A 19025-nucleotide genomic window follows, 5' to 3' on the forward strand; every position below is an offset into this window, starting at 1 on the left:
GGCACCGGCATGAGGCGGAGGATCTTGTTGTTATGCGACATTGGCCGTCCGAGTGGGCCGCGAGATAAGAACCGCGTCACCGACCAGATGCTGGCTACCGTCGAGGCTCTGATAAGAGCTGGTGCCGGTGATCATCGAGCCATCGGTAAAGGCTTGCGCCCCATCGCTTGTCGGCATCAGGTTGATCAATCGGATGCCGGCGTCCGTCATCGTCTGCAGTTCACCGGCGTCGCTGACTCCGTTCTGGTTGAGATCGCACCAGACCCTGAACTCGCTCCAACGATCGTCGTTCAGGTCGAGGACGTTGTCGTGGTTGGTATCGAAGGCAAGGCGGAGGCCGTCAAGGTCGGAGGTCGCACCGTCGTTCCAAAGACTGAACGCCAGCTCCCGCGCCTGGTCGATCTGCCCATCGGCACCAGCCGTTCCGTCGGCACCGAGATCGATTGCCAGGAAGCCGTCCTGAGGGCCAACCCAGGCTGTTTCATCAGCCACACCATCGCCATCCCAATCGTAGCCCACCGATGTGGCAAGCGAGTCAAGAGGACGAAGGTCGATGTGGCTGTCGCCATCCAGGTCGAGGAGAACTGGTGAATTAGCAGAATAAGATGCTATCTGATTGCCACTCGAATTATACCGACGCCACCACTGCAAAGCGCCGCCGGCACCGGAATTATACTCGTAGTCCGTCCAGCCACCATCATCATTTACATCATGTCTGTTATCGAGGACGTTGTTCTTATAGTTGATCCTCGCCGTTACCCAGGGCTCGCCTGTACCGTAATCATAATAGGTATACGTCGATTTGCTCGTATCGTCCCACAGGACGAAGTTCCGCAACATGACGTTAGTGGAAGCGTTAGTTGTATTGACTTGATATGACCACGTGTAGTTATTGCCGAGGTCATAGGTGTACTCGTCCCTGCGGCCATCATCGTAGTAATTGTTCTGCTCCAGTGTCTGTCCGGCGCTGTTTTGGATGATGTTATAGGAAGCCCACGGCTGAGAATTCGTCACATCCCAGAAAAACAAGCGTTTGGTGCCATTGTCGTAATTGATGTTCTGACGGAAGAGTCGAGCACTTGAGTCGTAGAAATATTCAACGCTGGACCACTCCGCGACATTGGTGGGATCGTAGTTAATGGTATAACGTGTACTGTCGTCATTGGTTTGATCGACCGCAATCAGCCTGTCTCCAGCATCATAAGTTTGCATGATGGTCGACCATGAGGCGTTGGCGACGTCATAGGTGTAAACCCTCTTCGTCCCATTGTCGTTGCTTTCTATTCTAAGCGTGCGCTGTCCGGCTGCATTGTAGTTCCACTGCTCCTGCGACCATGTCCCTGAGTTGGCGACATCGTAGCGGAACTCGATCCGAGTTCCGTCGTCGTTGAACTGTGTTTCCAGCGTCTTCCTGCCGGCGGCGTCGTATTGCTGCTCGACCCTTGTCCATGCCTTCGTATTGAGCGGGTCATAAAGCGTGGAGCTGGCCAGCAGTCCGGCCTTGGTCGCGTTAGCCACACTCAGCTGCTGGCCGCTTGCCCCGTCATAGGTCGTCGTCACAGAGCTTCCGTCGGCCGCGACGATGGTCTCAGCGGTCCTGTGGCCAGCCGGGTCCGTCGTGAGGCTGGAGACAAGCGAGCCGAGGGCGGTGACGATATTAGTGGTCGTCTGCGTCATTGCTCCGCTGGCGTTGAGATCGACCTTGGTCAGGGTGATCGAGCCGTCGGCATGCGTCACCGCCGTCTCAGTATGATCGATGGTGCCGTTATTGCCAGCATCCTTCGACAGCTTGGTGATCAGGCCATCGGCGCTCGTCGAGATCGTGCCCTTGGCCGTCACCGTGCCACTGGCGTTGGTTTCGGTTACCGCCGTGACGATGGAGCCGTCGACTTGGATCGTCGACTGCATGACGGTCTCGTAGACACCATTGCCGTCGTAGTCGTATTTGGCGATCTTGGTGCGGCCATCCGCTGAAGTGGTCGTCTCGATCTTCGCGGCGATCGCCTGGGTCCAATAGACACCACCCGGCGTCAGGTTGGAAACCAATCGCGCCGTCGCGTTGTTGGTGACAACGGAGACCGAGGCGCCCGTAGAATCGATCGTGACGGTTTGGTTCTGGTCGGGCGTTCCGTCGCCATTGATATCCTTCGACGTCGTCTTCACCCTGCCATCGGCAGAAGTCTGGATTGTCGTCTTCGCGGCCAGCGTGCCGGCCGGAAGATCAGTATCCGAGATGACGGTCGTGCTGCTTCCGTCGGCATTGGCGGTAAAATTCGTCACCCGCTGACGATCGATCGTGCCATTGCCGTCGAGATCCCAGGTGGTCGTCGTCAGGCGGCCGTCGGCGGATACGACGACAGTCGACTTGTCCTTGACCGTTCCATCGGCCTTGAAGTTGGTGGTGACCGATGTCTGGATGCCGGAATTGGCGGTGACTGTCTCCTGGCGCTGGTCGACGATGCCGTCGCCGTTGCCGTCACGGTCGATCGTGACGGTCAGCTTGTCGGCGCTGGTGAGGGTGACAATCTTGCCGATCAAGGCGCCGGCGCTGTCCTTCGTCTCGACGCTCTCGCGGACAGCGCCGTCCGCCAACACCGTGGTCGTGTCGATCTCCGTCTGGCTGCCAAAGCCGGGACGCTCCTGGCTGGATGTTATGATCAGGCCGTTCGCGCTGATCGTGGTGGTGGTCTTGGAGATCAGCGAACCATCGGCCTTCTTGCTTTCCACCGTCCTCGTCTTGGTGCCATTGGCATTCAAGAGCGTAACATCGGTCCCCGTCTGGCTGTAGGAGCCGGCGCCGGTCGGATCGATCTGGGTGGTGACCGACAAGCCGTTGGCACTGGTGGTGACAAGAGTGCGGCCGGTCAGCGTCGTGCCGGTCAGGTTGCTAATCGTCTGCGTCTTTGAACCGTCGGCGTTCAGAACCGTGACGTCGGTCCGGCTCTTGTCGAACGTCGCGCCGTTGCCGGTGCCTGTCGTATCCCACTTGGTGGACACGGTCAGACCATCGCCGGAAACATCCGTCACCGTGATAGTCTTGGTAACGCTGCCGACGATATCCTTCGTCGTGATCGTCCTGCTGCCATTAGCATTCAAAGCCGTGGTGCTGGTCGTCTTCTTGTCGACCGTAGCATTGCCGTCGGTGTCGTATTCGATGGTCTGCGTCAGGCCGTCGGCAGAGGTCGTGACCTTCTTCGTATCCTTCAGCACGGCATTGGCGCCGAAGTCGCTCAGCATCTGGAGAGTCGACCCGTCAGCCTGCTTTGTTGTGACCGACTTCTTGTCGACGTTGTTATCGCCGTCGACATCGATGGTTACAGTGGTGGAGAGCTGATGTGCCGCGACCGCGGTGACGGTCTTGCTTTCGAGCGCTCCGCCAGCCTTGAAGTAGGACAGCGTCTCCGTCGTACCGCCATCGGCATTGAGGGCGGTGACGTCGCTCATGGAGCGAACCACATTGCCGCTGGTATCGGCCCAGCTCGTCGTCTTGCTCAAACCGCTGGCGCTGACATTGGCTGTTGTGCGGGAGATCAGCGCATCGCCGATACCCTTCTTCGAGACCGTCTCCGTGCGGCTGCCGTCGGCATTCAGCACCGTGACATCGGTGGTGACGAGTTCAAAAATGCCGTTGCCATCGAGGTCGGAACTCGAGGTCTTCGACAGCCCGTCATCGGAGGTGGTGACGACCGCCTGGCTTTCTAGCGCGGCAGCAGCATTATACTGCTTGATTTCGTCAGTCTGCACTCCAGTGGCGGCGATGGTTATCGTTTCCAGACGATCGACAACCGTGTCGCTGTTGATCTTGGAGCTGATCGTCGTGGTTTTCTGATCGGCGCTGACCGTGGTGATCTTCTGGGAGATCAGCGTCGCGGCGGCGTCGGATGCCCTGACCGTTTCGGTCGTGATGACCGATCCGGCGGTATCGGGCAGCGCTTTGTTCCACGACGAGGTTTTATCGACCGTGCCGTCGCCATCCAGATCGTAATCGGTCTGGCCGGAGAGACCGTCGAGATAGGTGGTAACCTTGGTTGTTCCGACGAGGGTCGTTCCCTGGAAATCAGAAACGGTCTGGAATTGCTTGCCGTAGGTGTCAAATGTCGTAACGTCCGTCGTCTTGGTATCGACGACGCCGTCGCCGTTGAGATCCTCGCTCGTGGTGATCGACACGCCGTTGCCGGTGGTGACGATGGTTTTCTTGTCGAGAAGCGTGGCGTTGCCGCTCTCCAGAGAAATCGCCTGGGTCTTGCTGCCGTCGGCATTCAGCACGGTCTGGTCGGTCGTGACCCGGTCAACGACACTATCGCGATTGAGATCGACGGAGGTGGTCGTCGTCAGGCCGTTACCGCTGACGGTGACGATGCTCATAGTCGTACCGGTGACGGTGTCATTAGGGGTGTAAGCCGTTTCCGTGGTCGTGGTCGAGCCGTCCACTGCAACGACCTTGATCTGGCGTGTATCGATCTTGCCGTCGCCATCGGCATCCGTCGTGACCGTGGTGGTCCGGCGATCGGCGCTGACTTCGGTAACGGATTGGGCGTTAAGTGTTCCGTTGGCGCTCCTGTTCGTCACCGTTTCCGTGCGCTTGCCGGCACCGTCGAGAACGATTATATCGGTCGTCGTCTCCTCGAAGACACCATTACCATCTGCATCGGTCTTGACGATCTGGGTCAGGCTGTCGGCCGATGTGTTGGTGATCGTCGTGGCGATCGTCGCGCCATTGGCATTCTTCGACGTTACCGTTTCGGTGCGGCTACCATTGGCCTCAGTGGTGATGACGTCATCCACCACGAGTTCGTTGACGTTATCGCCATTTGCATCAGTGCCCGTCGTTTTCGACGAGCCGTCCGCCGTCGCGGAGGTGACGGTCTTGCTGACCGTCGAGGAGTCGGCATTGAGCGTCGTAACAGTGTTGGTCGTCTTTCCGTCGGAGCCGACCAGAATTGTGGTCAGGCTGTCGTTCTTACCATCACCATTCGCATCCTCGGCAATGGTGATCGACTTGCCGTCAGCGCTGGTCGTCGTGACGGTCTGGGATAGAAGCGTATTGTTGCTGCTGCGATGCTGGACCGTTTGCGTGCGGTTGCCGTTGGCGTCGACCACCGCAATATCGGTGTCGGTGAAGTCGATGATGCCATCGCCATTTACGTCGCTTGTGACGGTCTTCGACAGTCCGTTGGCGGTGGTGACTGTCGTCGCTCTTGAGCGCAAGGTAGAGGACGCGTCCGTATTGTAGGTCGACGTTTGCAGCGTCACGTCGCCAGATACCGCGACAGTAGAGATATTGATCGTCCGCGTTTCCGCGTTTCCGTTGCCGTCTGCATCGGTCTCTACGGAAATGGTCCGGTTGTCGGCGCTGGTGGAGGTATAGGCAGTGGAAAGGACTGTATTGTTCGAGCTGCGATCGACGGTCGTTTTGTTGCGGGTGCCATCCGCGGCGATCGTTGTGGTCTCTGTGACGATATCGTCGTAGATCCCATTGCCGTCGCGATCGAGGCTGGTCGTCTTTACCAAGCCGTCGGCGGACGAAGCGACCATCGTCTTTGTCAGGAGAGTCCCGTTGACACTGAGCTGCTCCCTGGTGGTCGTGGTCGAGCCATCGGCGTTTTGGATGTAGGTCTGCCGTTGGTTGAGGATGCCGTCGCCGTCCTGGTCAACCGTGGTCGTCACCGTCAGATGATCGGCGCTGGTGACCATCGTGGTGCGATCCGCAAGCGATCCGTCGGCATTGAAGTTGGAGACGGTCTTTGTCTGGATGCCGGCGGCATCGACAGTCAGCACATTGGTCTGCGAACGGTCGAATGTGCCGTTGCCGTCGTCGTCGAACTGCGTTTGGACGCTTTTGCTATCGGCACTTGTCGTCACGATATTGCGGAAAGCAAGGCTGCCGTCCGCATTGTAGGCAAGGATCGTCTTCTCGACCGAGCTGTCGGCCTTGGTCACGCTGCTTGGCTTGACGATATAGGCAGCGTCTTCATTCGCCAGCTTGGCGTCGCCGACCGTGCCCGTCGTGCCATCGGCGCGGGTGAAGATGGTCGTTCCGGTGATGGCGGAGCCGTCGTCGTAGGTCTGGCCGCTGCCCTTCGGCGTCAGGTCGATCGAGGTGATGCCGAGACTGTCAAGCGTCACCAGTTGGCCATTCACTTCCACCCGGAACATCGACCATTGCGCATCGCCGGAGTCGAGCTTGCCGTTGCCGTTGGTGTCGAAGATATGCTTCAGCGCCTCGAGGTCGCTCGTCGCAGAAGAATCCCACTCGGTGAAAGCGAACTCGTTTGACTGGCTGATCTTGCCGTCGCCATTCGCGTCGATGATCAGGACGCCGGTGCCTGCACCTGCCCAGGCGGTGCGATGCTGGTAGCCGTCACCATCGAGATCCAGGAACTTGGACGAGGCTGACAAGGTCTCGACGCTTAAGCCATTGCCGCTCAAATCAAGAAGAACCGGCCTCGAGGAGGAGCCCCAATTGCCGCTGGGGCTCGGTCCGTAGTCACTGCCAGTGCTCGAAGAAAAGTTACCCTTACTGGATTTAGAACTGCTACCGGACGAGGAAGAGCCTGACGAGCCGGATAATCTTGCCTCATTCAGGGCGCGGTGCTTATCCAGGGCCTGATAGGGCCCATCGGAATAAATAGAAACCTTGGCCAGAGACGCATACGTTTCCAGAAAGCTGTAGCCACGCGCGAAAGCACGATCGGCGATATGTTCGGGGGAGCCGAGCTTTTCGCCATATCTGGCAGGACCGAGAGATTCATAGAATCCTTGCTCAGATATCTTCCCGTGAGCGGCCTCCACAGTTTGCACGTATTGATTGCCACTATATGAAAGATATCTTTGAGTATCTGGAGTATTATACTTTCCAGCCATTTCCGCGTAAGCCACGCCGAAGATCGCTTGAGTTAGAAAGCCGCTGGCGCCGGTGAAATTAGCCGTAGCCGCCGCGGTCAGACCCCAGCCGATCGCTGTCCCCGCAAAACCGTTCGCGCCGCCTAGGGAATTGTAATAGTGATCCAGCGCATCTCCGTTGAAGACCTGATTTCCGTAGCCGGGCACATTGTATGCCACGGCGACGCTTCCCCAATCATCGACGCCCATCTGGTTGTGGGCGGCTGGATCAGATATGTTATGCACCCTGACGCCGCCCGCAACATATGTGTGCAAGTCTTCAACTTCAAAGTTGTATGTCTGCCATCCTTCGATTTCGACAGGCTGAAGTGCTGCGCTGTCGGCGCTCATCCCTGTAACAATCGCTCGCTCAAACAGGTGCGACGTTTCTACAGAATAGACGATCCTCTCTGCCGTAACTTCGGTCAATTGCCCCGATTCTAAAACGACCATAGCTTTACCGGCGTTGATCATTTGCTCGATCGGAGGGAAGGTGCCAAACCGGTCTAGGAAATGGTGACCGGGAGTGCAAAAGAGTTCATGTGGTTGGCCGTGCTCATGCCAGCTTAGCCGAATCCATTCCATTGTCGCGTTTCGGAAGATCCGCGTCACTCTCCGAAGGACGAGGTCGCCGCGGCCACCAGATTCCGCTGGATCGAAGACGAGTACTGTGTCGCCCACACGGATTTCGTCGATTCGCTTGGTCTCCGTCCGGCTGATTCGAATTTGCGTTGCGCCGGCGAAGCACTTGGGGGTTGCTGGAACCAAAGTATAGGTGTCGAAAGCACCAAATTGATGGAGCTGAAACGTCCCAGAGACAGGAACTCCGGTACCAACAAACTCAATTTTGTACGGAGTACCTGGCCCAGTCAACACGGAGCCGACGGCTCGAATGGCTTCAAGCATCGGATTCCAAGTATTGTGTGAGAAATCGAACTGTTCGTTGAACGGTCTTATTTCTCCTTTGACGGCTATCCGGTCATTGCCAAGCGCTGTCACGTCGCCGCGAAATCCAGCCGATGTATTGCCCCAAACAAACGAACGATCGCTTAGGAAGCCGGTGTTCGGATAATAGCTGTATGTCGCGTTTGCAATACTTGCTCCCGACGCAGCTGCTGCCTTCGCATTCGTTTCGAAATGGACTACCGTACCTGGCGGCAAACCCCGAGTAGCTACACCAAACGAACTCGCGAAGCTCCCGACCGAGAAGACCGAGCCTCCACCCTGAGTCATATGTGAATACATATCAACGTAGACAGTGGCTCCGTTGCCGATTTGCCACTGCACCTGCGCGTCTTGTCGTCCAAAACTCGTCTGAGGATTTCTTTTCGAACCTGGTCCCATTATTTCTCGCCTCTCGACATATCCGTAAATTCAACCTGCCCGCGAACACCGAACGCCACTGAGAGAGCAATGGGGTCTGCCGAAAGCGGCTCCTTAACCTCGCACCCAATATAGAAGCTCACATTTGGAAGCCGCTCGGTTTTTGACACTTCGATTCTGGAGCAATTCGCAAAACGCATTCGATCGACTTCTCCGGATTCAGTAAGGTATTTTTTCAATATATCCCTCGCCTGTTCGTCCGGACTTTTATGTGACTGGAGTGTTTCTCCATATATATATATGGCTAGCATACAAAGTACGAAGGACATTACTATCCATGGATATTTACCAGACGGAAACTTCATTCTGCACCTGTAGGTGCGACTGATTTACTACCGTGTGTATTTTCACAAAGCTCTGATTTAATCTTCAAATAAACTTGCCTAGAGTTGCCAAGTAACAATACGGTCTCGCTGGCATAGCGGCTAGGTTCACTCTGGTCTGACATCTTCCGCTCCCCGCTTCCACAACCTCACATTCGCCAAACCGTCAGTGCGTCAGACGCAACGCCGGTCGATGCAAGCAACTTAACAAATCGATCAAACCGGGCAGGCCAGCCCCAGCAGACATCATCAGCCGATTGGTCGCTGTTGTGTTCGAGCCTGCCGTCGCGCGATGATGAACAATCTGACCCGCCACAGGCATATCGTACCCCTCGAAAAGCCTATCTTTCAGATCATTATTCCATTTTATACTTGCCATGAGTATAAGGCGAACGGCCTTCGCTAGATCGCATTCTGTAAAACATTCAACGAGAAATCTAACTTATCCCCCTGCAATTTCCCAAAAAAAGCCAGCTTTGGTTGAACGAGTCAATCGGCGGTTGGGAAATTTTTAACGAAAAGAAACTTTTTCAACAAGGAAATATTATAGAGATAGTCTCAGGATGAAGAGTAGACGTGTTCCGATAAAATGCAGCGCAGCGAAATGGAGATTGGAGTTATCTTACAGCGCGAAATGAGCTTAACCGCTATAGAAACGGCGGAACGATATACGTTGTGGTGAGGCCTATAGTCGTCATTGTCGGTTAAAATGCGCTCACAGCGCGCCTTTCGTTAAATTATTCCGGATATAGACATCAGTATTACTTCGGCCTGCATTTGCAAATTCTATCGCAAACTCGCTCACGCCGATTTTGTGCCGCGACTACTGGTAGCTTAATTGGTCAACGAGCGGAGGCCGCCACTGACTTGTTGAAGCACGCCTTGAATTTGGACACAGCCTCGTTGGCGCCGGTAAGGCCGACAACAACGCGCTCGCCCTTTGCGCCCGCTATGGCCAATTCCTTGCCCGCTGACATTTGCTCAAGCAAGTCTGCCGGCAACTGACCGAAATCGTGCCAACCGAAGTAGTCGTTCTGGCTTCCGTCGGACACATATGGTGGCTTGTCATCTACGTGCCACGTCGCTCTGGTGTCGCCCTTGAAGATGCCCTCGACGAAACCAACGAGATGCTCGCCGGGTGAGCCCATGAAACCCACCCTAACGTCACCCTTCTGCGTTTCCGCGTAGCAGGTTTCCCCCCAGTCTTCCTCCTCAGCGCTGAACCGCCATTGCGCGGAGGGGGCGACAGTTTCGGCCTCATCGGTCGCTTGGCTGTTGGCGGTAGGTGACGCCGGAGAAGCCTCGCCTTCAACCCTGCCTGATGGTTTCAAGGGGGACGTGCTGCTCAAGGGCATGCTGCCGCCGCCGGCAGTATCCGCCGCCATTTGACTCAGGTCGGACAGGCATTGTTCGTACGCTTTGAAGGAGATCTTCTGCTCGAATTTCTCAACCGAGGCCGGATTCCATGGTGGTTCGTTCCCGTCGATAAACCGGAACCACAGCGTCGAGCCGTATTTTGTTCGAACAAATATGCCGTTGAGCACTGCGTTTGCCATTTCTAACTGCCAACTCGGTTCATAGTCGGCAATAAGCGAAGCCATCGAATCGGTGCTTTCAACCTTGAATGTCATTGGCGGGCCCTCGACGATCTGATTGCCCTCGACGACTCTGACAAGGTTTCCCATCTTGATCTTGGCGCTAGCTCCAACCGGCAGTTGCCATCCCAGCTTTCGAAGTTTGATGACCGTTCGGTACATACCTGCTTCTTTCGACAGCGAGGATTGAATCGCGACGGATCGTGGCTCGAAAGACGTCGTTTTAACTTCGCAGTAGGCAGGTTCGCTAGACGCGTTGCCCGCGCCTTTCACCATCTGGATCGTCCACGACGTCCCTTGATAATAGGTTGTCTCTTGAGAGAAAGCCTGCCCAGTGGGCAGGCATACCGACAGCACAAAGCAGCTCGCGAATCCGATTGTTCTGAGCTCAATCATGCGATCAGCCTTTTCTTGGCGGACCGCCACGTGAAGAACGCCATCACGGCCAGTACCAAGGCGATGAAGCCCCAGATCGTTATGTCGGAGAAGCTGCCCGACGTAGATGCAATGAACGCGAAGGCAGCGGCCAACGCGAACATGATCGCGCCGACGAGTGGCAGGGCGAACGAAAAAGCCCCGGCGATGAAGAACAACAGGCCTACCAGCATGCCGATGGCGCCGGCACCTCCTGTTGCCTTGTCCTGAAGCAGGCCACTGCCTGCGGTCACCGCGCATGATTGCATCAGCACGAGCAGGCCCAAGAACAGGCCAATAATTCCGACTGCTATTTTCATGATTTCCCTCTCGATAGACTCACGACGCACCAGCTCGTGATGAAGTTGCTATAATATGGGACTGTCAGTCCGTCGATTGTCAAGCCGTGAATATGGCTTTGTTGCCCCATGGACGCGCGACAAACCATTGGCTGGAACTTGCGACGCTTGCGGGTAGCCAAGGGGCTTTCGCAGGAGCGGCTGGCGTTGGCCGCCGAAATTGACCGCTCTTACGTCGGTCGCGTCGAGCGCGGCGCAGAAAACGTCACCGTTTCGACGCTTGAGGCTCTTGCGGGAGTTCTCCAAGTGCATGTCTCGGCTTTGCTTCAGCAGGTGGATGACGCAGCGGCAAAACCCGCTGCGCTGCGATCCGGGCGAAAGCCAAAGGCGGGTTGACCACATCAGTATTCATGCGCCCGCATGATCGTCAGCACGCGGCGTGTGACGTGCGGATTGGCGGGGTCGGATGACCCCATCTCGTAGTCCTGGTCGAAGTAATCGATCTTCCAGAAGTAGCTGACGCCATCCTGCTCGATCGCGCCGAAGTCGTGCTCATTGTAAGGATCATTGCCGGCGTCAAAAGCAGTGAAGCCGACGACAGCCCTCAGTAAGGTCAATCGTTGATCGTGAGGGAGAGCGCCAACCCCCGGGGTTATGACGATCCTACCGGCGGTTGGATTGCGCCTGAAAGCGTCGTTGAGGCCCCGAATGGTGGCCGTCCTTTCGACGGCCGCCTCTTGAGGAGCTGATGAAGTCATAGCGAGGCTCCGCATCGACCGGCCTCACAGCTTCATGGTGGGATGCAGCAGCGCCACGTCTTCGAGCTTGCGGTTGAACGGCGGTAGGTCGAGGTAGTGCCGCCACTGGAGCCGCAGAACATTATCGGGCTTCAGCTCGACGACGGTCGCTTCGAACCAGCCTTCGAGTGGATCCTCGGTGGCGAGCACCAAACTGCCGACGAGGATCTTCGACCAGTTATCCGGCACGTTGCTCGGAGTCGCAGAATGTCCCTGCTGCGAAACATCAGCAGGTGCGGCTCGGACTTCTTCCGCCCTTGCCCGGTCGGCCTCGGGCAGGTGAGCGGCTATCTGCTTATAGAGGTCCTGCTTCACGAACGGCACGAAGGCCTTGCCGCTATCGAACAGCTTTCCCTTCGGCAGTTTCGGCAGCAGGGAGCGAACAGCATCATTATCGACCTTGAGCGAAAACATTCCCATCAAGCTCGCGGCACGGGATGCGGGTTGGGCATTGGTCGCCGGGAAGAACGACGCGTGGGCTTTGCCGTTGTCGTCACGGCCGAGGATGATGACGGGGTGGGGCAGGCTAATACCGTTAGCGGCAGTTGCAGTCGCGGTCATACAGATCTCCGAAATTAAAGAGGGGCCCAAGGCCCCTCATGATCGAGCCGTGAATTCGGCCCGCATTAACGTTATATCAGAACAATTATAGAAAATCAATTCCAGGTTGAATTTGATCGCTTGAAGCAACCTTTTGATGGCTCTTGAAGCTGCTTATTCGGGCTGTTGTTTTTGCAGCGGTAACTTGCCAAGCATCTGCCGTGCCAGCGACGATGAAGTGGTATCCGCGGCTGCTTTTACCGGATTTGCGGCAAGGTGCGAATATCGCTGCGTTGTTTGCTGCTGACTATGACCGAGTAGCTTCCCCACGATATATAGGCTCTGTCCAGAAGACACCGCTTCGCTCGCGAAATTGTGCCTCAAATCGTGAAGGCGAATATCTGAAATTGCCGCCGCTTTGCATGCCTTTCTCCAGATCTTCTGGATACTGATCGGAATATTGCCTCCTGCTGACGATGGAAACACAAGCGGGCTGTCGGTGCGTCGGGGAATGGTGTCGAGTAAAGAAAGTGCAGCTTCGCCAAGAACTAGGATCTTCTGACCCGTCTTGCTGTCGGGGAGCTTAGCTATGCCGTTTCTCTTGTCGATCCACGGCCATTGTAGATTTAGGGCCTCCCCGCGTCGGCAACCCGTTAGAGCCAGGAAACGAAGTGCGCCGATCGCGAACTCACTAACGCCGTCCGCCGCCAAAGTTGCCAAAGCCTCACCGAGCCGACCAAGCTCTTCTTCCGTCAATTGTCGGTCATGGGTTTTCAGTTTGAATTTTTTCACACTGCGCGCGGGATTTTCCGGTCGTACATCCACGGCGACGGCAAACGACAGCATTGAAGAGAGCAAATCCAATGTTCGATTTGATGTTCCCCTCCCTCCTTTGACAATCGCCCTCCCTCTCGCCTTCGTTTTTTCATCTGCAGCAGTGTCGCCTTTCGCTACTCGCTGATGGAAAAGCTGCACATCAGAGGTTGTTAGGTCAGCGACAACTTTATTTCCCAGAAGAGGCAGGATATGTCGTTTCATCAGCCCCCGCTCGACATCAAGAGTAGATGGCTTTTTGTGATGATTAGCCTCGTTCCAATATCGCTCAGAAAGTTCCCGGATAGTGATGCCTCTGACCCGGGCCGCTTTCTTTTCAAGCACCGGATCTTTCCCGCGCGCAAATTGAGAAAGTAAGCTGAGTGCCTCTTCGCGCGCTTGATCGACGGACCAAGGACTCCCAAACTCGCCGATCGTAGCGCGCCTCGTCCGACCATTCAAACGCGTCTGAACAACAAAGACCTTCTTTCCCTTTGCTGTAACTTTCACTCCGAAACCCTTCGGGCTTTCATCCCAGTAAAATCTATCGGCCGCCTCCGCGTCCAAACCCTCGACAAACTTTTTCGTCAGCTTCATATCCGACCCCGTTGCAGTAAGCACATAGTAAGCGAAATAGCGGGACGTACACAACTCATCGCCGACGAAAATCGTAAATCGATCGTTGACATCGTTGCGTTTTCTTGACTAATCGAGAACTTGAAGGAACGTAGACCATTACATTGACATCGTAGGGGTCACAGGTTCAATCCCTGTCACGCCCACCATCCGATCTCCCTGACATCGTTGACAAATCCCCGCCTTGGGGATTTTCTGTTTCCTGAACCTGGCACGCGATCGAGATCCAGCACTTTGCGCAGCGAGGGCTTGTACGTGATTGGTCCGCGACCATGATCCGGGGGCCGGATTTCAATGGCTGTGGGATAGCCCCCACACGCGGGAAATAGGAGGACGTATGACGCAAAGGACGCGGACACGTAAAGCGATATCCATAATCCTCGGCCTCGCCCTGGCTGGGGCTGGCCTCCTCGGTTTCGGTTATATGCAGTTTCATGTCGTCGAACCCATTAGCATCAAGCTTTGGCTAATTCCGATCACGATCCTCGCGGCTGGGGTAGCGATCCTCTGGGACGATTTCAAAAATCCCTAGCGAGACGACTGCTCTCCCCGTTCGACGCCCGAGCGACCGGCGGCAAGCTGGTGAAAGAGGGCAAATTGAGCAGTTCCAGCAAAAGCGCGTCTTCGTTGCTTCCCGTCGAGGCGACATTCGCCAGTCACCGATCACTGCCGGTGAGAAGCTGTGGCCCGACATCGGTATGTCCTGGGGCATTGTTCGGCTTTGTCCGATTCGTGCAGATTGCAGCGATGGCGTTTTCGCATATGAGGACGTGCTCACGCGATCATCAATTGCATACCGTTGCCGAAGTTCAGCCCCTCGTTGCTCAAGCATTCGGAAGCGCGAGCTTTGTGACGGACAGATGACGGGTTTATGACAAAATGCGTGTGATTTCAGCAACATAGCAGTGACAGCCTGCTGTCACGATCGACAATGTCGTTGCAGTGCAACATCCCCTATGTAACTTCCGCGGCGAGGCAGGCACCGACCCAAAAAGGTGCCGCTTCGGTCACACGGGGTGAAGACACGTAGGGACTGCCGAGCGCAGACGGTCTTCATCCTCTTGCATCTGAACTGGAGGTTATTCCATGAACATCAAGAGCCTTCTTCTCGGCTCCGCTGCTGCACTTGCAGCAGTACCCGGCGCTCAGGCAGCTGACGCTATCGTTGCTGCCGAACCGGAACCGGTTGAATACGTTCGCGTCTGCGACGCCTACGGCACCGGCTACTTCTACATCCCGGGCACCGAAACCTGCCTCAAGATCAACGGTTACGTCCGTTTCCAGGTTGACGTGGCTCCGCACGCCAGCTCGATCGGCGCCGCCGGCGGTGGTTCTGTCGCCAACGACTCGGACTGGGATGCCCGTACGCGTGGTCAGGTTCAGTTTACGGCCAAGAGCGACACCGAATATGGTCCGCTGACCGGCGTCATCGTCATGCAGTTCAATGCTGACAACGCTTCTGCCCAGAAGGCCCAGCTGGACTCTGCTTACATCGACATCGCAGGTTTCCGCGCTGGTCTCTTTTACTCCTGGTGGGACGATGGTCTCTCCGGCGAAACGGACGATATCGGTTCTCCGGTAACGCTGCACAACTCTATCCGTTATCAGTACGAAACCGACGCCTTCTACGCTGGCATCAGCGTCGACGAGCTGGAAGACAGCCCGTTCTATGATGGCGAAACCGCTAACAACTTCGGCGTTGCAGTCGGTCTCGGGGGCAAGGCTGGAGCATTCAGCTACCAGATCACTGCTGGTTACGACACCGACAACGAAGAAGGTGCCGTCCGCGCTATGGGTACGGTTGCTGTCGGTCCGGGCACGCTCGGCCTCGCAGTCGTCTACGCGACCAACCCGAACGCCTATTACAACAAGGCTGAGTGGGCCATCGCTGCTGAATACGCAATCAAGGCGACCGACAAGCTGAAGATCACCCCGGCCGTTCAGTACTACGACAATTACGGCATCACTGCTGGCGAGTTCAACGACGACGTTAACGCCTGGAAGGCCGGCGTAACGATCGACTACCAGATCGTTGAAAACCTCTCGGCAAAGGTTTCGGTTCAGTACCTCGATCCGGACAATGCTGAAGACGTAACCTCGGGCTATTTCCGCCTGCAGCGCGCGTTCTGACAAAAGGCTGCCGGCTAGAACAGGATGTCGTCCGAAAACCGCTCATACTTTTCGGCATCATGCTCTGGACCGGCAGCTACAAATTCCTGATCTGACTGACCTCCGATCGGGAAAGAATGGGCCTGGACTTCCCTGCCTGGGCCCATTCCCCTTGACCAGAAGTGCGTCCAAGATGGCAGGCGCGCGATGAGCGCCTTGCTACGGTCGTGTCACATCGGTTCGTTGCCGATGTCCGGCAGCCTATGTCATTGCTGGACCCTGTAACCAGCAGGCTCAACCAACTTTTGACTCACCTGCCGCCGATCGCCGAGCCCGCCCGGCGGCCGACGAAATTTTTGTGCCTCTGGAATAACGGAGCCAAATTCGGACACAGAGCCATGCCATGGCGAACCGAGCATGAGGTGGTGATTCGCCTCGACAGGACATGGGGTTTTGAGATCGAAATGAAGTTATCCGCGCGTGCCGCCGCCGCAATTTTTTCCGCTGCCTTCGCCTTGCCGGCCTCTGCCGCGCCAGCCGCACCCGCCGAGACTTTTCCCGGCGCGCCTGGCGTCATCACGCTTTCCGGCAAATGCGCCAAGCTTGTTGTCGCCAAGTTCGACGCCACCAAGGGCTGCAAGAACGAGCTTGCCAGCGTCACCCTGGTCAATGGCCTGGTGACCTTCATCTTCACTTCGGATGGCAAGGCGCTCGGCTTCCAGGGCGACGGCGGCGGCATCAAGCCCGCCTCCAACGGCAATGCCCGCCTGCCGCTCAGCCTCGTCACCACGGGTGTCGGCAACAAGATGACCGGGGAGGTCAAGGTTGCCGGCTTCTGCACCTTCGGCAATCCCTATGCCGGTAAGCCGATTGCGATCGAATGCACCGCAGAAAGCAAGGATTCCTCCTTCACCGGCAGCTTCCGCACCGGCGGCAAGCTGGTGAAAAAAGGCAAATAGCCAGAGCAACTCCAGCAAAACTGCGCAGCGGTTTTGCGTCGGGAATCGCCTGAAAACAAAGCGAGAGCGTTTCCGTGCATTCGAGAATGGAAATGCTCTACAGCGCCGCGCGTCTTTTCAGACGCGCAAAGGACGCTGTAGCATTTTGAATTGCCGTCAGGCGCACCAGGCGCTACCGGCAGCCCCCGGCTTGCGTGCCAGTCCCTCATTGATCAGTTGCGCGCCGAAAGAGCGCCCGTCGCGCGAGACGACGCGCGGTGCGCCTGAGGACTCGGTCTTGCCCGCGGCATTCATCGTGAAGGGTCCAGCGTTCAGAAGTGCCAGCAGCCGTGACTTGGCGGCAAAGGCCACCCTGCGTTCGCCGTCACAGCGGGCCTGGTCGACGACAGGGCTTGCCATGTCGGCGATCACGATCTTCTCGCCCTTGTACCAGAACACGCCGCCATCGCCGACGCAATTGATATGGGCGCCCTGCCCGCAATAGCCGAAAGCGACCCTCCCGGTTTCCGAAACGGCAGGAGAGGCCGGGGACGGCACTGCTTTTATCGGCTGGATCATCGGCGTCGGGATCGCGGCCGGCGGCAGCGGCTGCGACTGTGGCACCGGCGATACGGCTTTCGGCATGGGTGCGGCAAGCGCCACCTGCTTCGGAGGCACGTCCTTCCTGACGAGGGGTTTCGGCTCCGCCGTTTCCCGCGTGATCGGCGCCGATTGCCTTGCAAGCATCGGCTGGATGCTCTTCCAATGGTCGTGAGCGACGATGCCACCGATCGCGGCAATGCCGATCACCGCCCAGGGCAGCAATCCGCCACCGCTGCTGCGCGCTTTGCTCTTTCCTCTGGCCGGCGCCTTGCGGCGGCCGCGTGTCGCTGTCTTGGCCATCTGTCCGATTCCCGTGAGGCCGGGATTATCGCTGCCCAATCCTTTCCGAAAGGTTGGCGCGGCGACAGGATGATGCCTGGTTCGGCGATCTTTTCCTCCAATGACAGGAAAGCGCCGGGGCGCACCAGCGGGGCCTGTGCGGCGCCTGAAACACACGACGAGGAAAAAGCTGAACAAATTCCGCGCTTACACGTTAGCCAGCGAAAAATTCCATCTATTCTAGGGGAAAAATCCATGGATCTCATCATCGCCGACATGATACCGGCGTCGCGCATCCACTATCCGGTCATCTTCGCCCGTCTGCTCGGCGCCATCGTCTTCGGCGCACTGATCGGCTTCGAGCGCGAGGCACGCGACCGCCCGGCAGGCTTCCGCACCCATATTCTGATCAGTCTTGCCGCGGCCCTCTTTGCCATCATCTCGATCGAGGCCGTGCACATGCCGGGTTTCGCCGATGACGAGCAGGTGCGTATCGATCCGCTGCGTGTCATCGAAGCCGTAACCGCCGGCGTCGCTTTCCTTGCCGCCGGCATGATCGTCTTTGCCAGAGGTCGGGTGCACGGGCTGACGACGGGCGCCGGCATGTGGCTCTCCGGCGCGATCGGCCTCGCCATGGGCTTCGGCTATTGGCCGATCGCCTTCTTCACGACGCTCGCCGCCATCTGTGTGCTCTTCGCTTTCGGTAAGCTCGAGCAACGATTCGGCTTTAACTCCGGACAGCGTATCGATCGGGATGACCATCAATAGAAAACAAAACGCCCGGCATCATGCCGGGCGTTCGTATCAGCGTGACTGTCTGCTGGTCATTCGGAGCGTGCGGCCGAAGGATCGTTTTTCCCAACCGATGCCGTACCGCCGATGGACGAAAGCGGCTTCTGGCGTTCGCCGATGCCGATATTGATGCGCTCGTCCGCCGCCTCGCGTACGGCCTGCCATTCACTTTCGTGCCGGATGAAGATCTCGCGGGGCACAAAGTTGATCGTCATATGTTTCTCACCCTGTTTCAAATCTACCGTCAGCGCCAAAGAGGCCTCCGGAATATCCGTTATTTCTTGGTGTCAGCATTGCCTTTAATGTCGGGACCACCCTTGGAAAGGTCTGCGCCGGTAACATGGGCGGGCACGTGAATGTCGTGATAGACGCCGGGCGTCAGGGTCAGATCGACATGATGCGGCGGCAGCACCTGCGCCTTCTGCATGCGGTTTGGCTTCGCCCGCTTCATGCGGTCGGACGCCTCCGTGCGCTTGTCGGGAACATGGGTCGAAGTGTGCATCATCGGCCTCCTTTTTTAAGCTCAACAGTGCCCAACGGACGGGCATCAGGATGGTTCCAAAAAAAATTACCCAATCTCGATATGCCTGTCGGCCTTGACTGGCCCGGGAAGCTCATTACC

General features: G+C 57.0%; 14 protein-coding genes. 5 read left to right on the plus strand and 9 right to left on the minus strand.

Annotated elements, in window-relative coordinates; translation table 11 throughout:
• Positions 1 to 30: 30 nt before the first annotated feature.
• The 3 genes from AB8B31_RS18205 to AB8B31_RS18215 form a co-directional block, all read right to left on the minus strand.
• Entirely contained in the window at positions 31 to 6399 is a 6369-nt protein-coding gene (locus AB8B31_RS18205; protein WP_245515252.1) for a hypothetical protein, read from the minus strand.
• A 3031-nt stretch (positions 6400 to 9430) separates the two neighbouring features.
• Positions 9431 to 10579, minus strand: a complete 1149-nt coding sequence (locus AB8B31_RS18210) for a hypothetical protein (protein WP_131703328.1) — start codon at positions 10577 to 10579, stop codon at positions 9431 to 9433.
• Positions 10576 to 10917, minus strand: a complete 342-nt coding sequence (locus AB8B31_RS18215) for a hypothetical protein (protein ID WP_131703329.1) — start codon at positions 10915 to 10917, stop codon at positions 10576 to 10578. Before AB8B31_RS18215 ends, AB8B31_RS18210 begins: the two co-directional genes overlap by 4 nt.
• Positions 10918 to 11025: 108 nt before the next feature.
• On the opposite strand from AB8B31_RS18215, the gene AB8B31_RS18220 reads away from it, so the two are divergent.
• Positions 11026 to 11292, plus strand: coding sequence for a helix-turn-helix domain-containing protein (locus AB8B31_RS18220; RefSeq protein ID WP_131703330.1), 267 nt, complete (start codon positions 11026 to 11028; stop codon positions 11290 to 11292).
• Between the two features lie 5 nt (positions 11293 to 11297).
• Here the strand turns inward: AB8B31_RS18220 and AB8B31_RS18225 are convergent, their stop codons facing one another.
• The 3 genes from AB8B31_RS18225 to AB8B31_RS18235 all read right to left on the minus strand — a co-directional run bounded on the left by AB8B31_RS18225 (position 11298) and on the right by AB8B31_RS18235 (position 13643).
• A complete protein-coding gene (locus AB8B31_RS18225; protein WP_131703331.1) occupies positions 11298 to 11669 on the minus strand; it encodes a DUF3768 domain-containing protein in 372 nt (123 codons plus the stop codon).
• Between the two features lie 9 nt (positions 11670 to 11678).
• Positions 11679 to 12254, minus strand: coding sequence for a hypothetical protein (locus AB8B31_RS18230; protein ID WP_131703332.1), 576 nt, complete (start codon positions 12252 to 12254; stop codon positions 11679 to 11681).
• Between the two features lie 153 nt (positions 12255 to 12407).
• Positions 12408 to 13643 (minus strand): tyrosine-type recombinase/integrase, encoded by a 1236-nt coding sequence (locus AB8B31_RS18235; protein ID WP_131703333.1) that lies wholly within the window; start codon positions 13641 to 13643, stop codon positions 12408 to 12410.
• A 376-nt stretch (positions 13644 to 14019) separates the two neighbouring features.
• Here AB8B31_RS18235 and AB8B31_RS18240 point away from each other — a divergent pair, with 376 nt between their 5' ends.
• The 3 genes from AB8B31_RS18240 (at position 14020) to AB8B31_RS18250 (ending at position 16750) form a co-directional block, all read left to right on the plus strand.
• The gene (locus AB8B31_RS18240) at positions 14020 to 14214 is read left to right on the plus strand and encodes a hypothetical protein (RefSeq protein ID WP_018243545.1); all 195 of its coding nucleotides are present in this window, start codon (positions 14020 to 14022) and stop codon (positions 14212 to 14214) included.
• Between the two features lie 554 nt (positions 14215 to 14768).
• Positions 14769 to 15812, plus strand: coding sequence for a porin (locus AB8B31_RS18245; protein WP_018243546.1), 1044 nt, complete (start codon positions 14769 to 14771; stop codon positions 15810 to 15812).
• A gap of 443 nt (positions 15813 to 16255) precedes the next feature.
• Positions 16256 to 16750: a hypothetical protein gene (locus AB8B31_RS18250; protein ID WP_020572931.1), complete on the plus strand. Its 495-nt coding sequence runs from the start codon at positions 16256 to 16258 to the stop codon at positions 16748 to 16750.
• A gap of 156 nt (positions 16751 to 16906) precedes the next feature.
• Here the strand turns inward: AB8B31_RS18250 and AB8B31_RS18255 are convergent, their stop codons facing one another.
• Positions 16907 to 17632: a hypothetical protein gene (locus AB8B31_RS18255; protein WP_026188526.1), complete on the minus strand. Its 726-nt coding sequence runs from the start codon at positions 17630 to 17632 to the stop codon at positions 16907 to 16909.
• Between the two features lie 234 nt (positions 17633 to 17866).
• Between AB8B31_RS18255 and AB8B31_RS18260 the strand changes: the two genes are divergently transcribed.
• Complete coding sequence (locus AB8B31_RS18260; protein WP_018243549.1) at positions 17867 to 18379, plus strand: MgtC/SapB family protein; 513 nt, start codon at positions 17867 to 17869, stop codon at positions 18377 to 18379.
• A 56-nt stretch (positions 18380 to 18435) separates the two neighbouring features.
• Here AB8B31_RS18260 and AB8B31_RS18265 read toward each other — a convergent pair whose 3' ends face one another.
• Positions 18436 to 18618, minus strand: coding sequence for a hypothetical protein (locus AB8B31_RS18265; RefSeq protein WP_018243550.1), 183 nt, complete (start codon positions 18616 to 18618; stop codon positions 18436 to 18438).
• A gap of 59 nt (positions 18619 to 18677) precedes the next feature.
• A complete protein-coding gene (locus tag AB8B31_RS18270) occupies positions 18678 to 18908 on the minus strand; it encodes a hypothetical protein (RefSeq protein WP_018243551.1) in 231 nt (76 codons plus the stop codon).
• Positions 18909 to 19025: the final 117 nt, after the last annotated feature.

Source organism: Rhizobium sp. 62_C5_N11_2 (genome assembly GCF_051811185.1).
GTDB classification, from domain to species: domain Bacteria; phylum Pseudomonadota; class Alphaproteobacteria; order Rhizobiales; family Rhizobiaceae; genus Rhizobium; species Rhizobium leguminosarum.

Bases quoted from the DNA above. Each gene is read 5' to 3' on its own strand.
- AB8B31_RS18255 (WP_026188526.1), bottom strand. From the start codon at position 17,632: ATGGCCAAGACAGCGACACGCGGCCGCCGCAAGGCGCCGGCCAGAGGA.
- AB8B31_RS18265 (WP_018243550.1), bottom strand. From the start codon at position 18,618: ATGACGATCAACTTTGTGCCCCGCGAGATCTTCATCCGGCACGAAAGT.
- AB8B31_RS18235 (WP_131703333.1), bottom strand. From the start codon at position 13,643: ATGAAGCTGACGAAAAAGTTTGTCGAGGGTTTGGACGCGGAGGCGGCC.
- AB8B31_RS18225 (WP_131703331.1), bottom strand. From the start codon at position 11,669: ATGCGGAGCCTCGCTATGACTTCATCAGCTCCTCAAGAGGCGGCCGTC.
- AB8B31_RS18210 (WP_131703328.1), bottom strand. From the start codon at position 10,579: ATGATTGAGCTCAGAACAATCGGATTCGCGAGCTGCTTTGTGCTGTCG.
- AB8B31_RS18245 (WP_018243546.1), top strand. From the start codon at position 14,769: ATGAACATCAAGAGCCTTCTTCTCGGCTCCGCTGCTGCACTTGCAGCA.
- AB8B31_RS18250 (WP_020572931.1), top strand. From the start codon at position 16,256: ATGAAGTTATCCGCGCGTGCCGCCGCCGCAATTTTTTCCGCTGCCTTC.
- AB8B31_RS18215 (WP_131703329.1), bottom strand. From the start codon at position 10,917: ATGAAAATAGCAGTCGGAATTATTGGCCTGTTCTTGGGCCTGCTCGTG.
- AB8B31_RS18240 (WP_018243545.1), top strand. From the start codon at position 14,020: ATGACGCAAAGGACGCGGACACGTAAAGCGATATCCATAATCCTCGGC.
- AB8B31_RS18260 (WP_018243549.1), top strand. From the start codon at position 17,867: ATGGATCTCATCATCGCCGACATGATACCGGCGTCGCGCATCCACTAT.
- AB8B31_RS18230 (WP_131703332.1), bottom strand. From the start codon at position 12,254: ATGACCGCGACTGCAACTGCCGCTAACGGTATTAGCCTGCCCCACCCC.
- AB8B31_RS18220 (WP_131703330.1), top strand. From the start codon at position 11,026: ATGGACGCGCGACAAACCATTGGCTGGAACTTGCGACGCTTGCGGGTA.
- AB8B31_RS18270 (WP_018243551.1), bottom strand. From the start codon at position 18,908: ATGATGCACACTTCGACCCATGTTCCCGACAAGCGCACGGAGGCGTCC.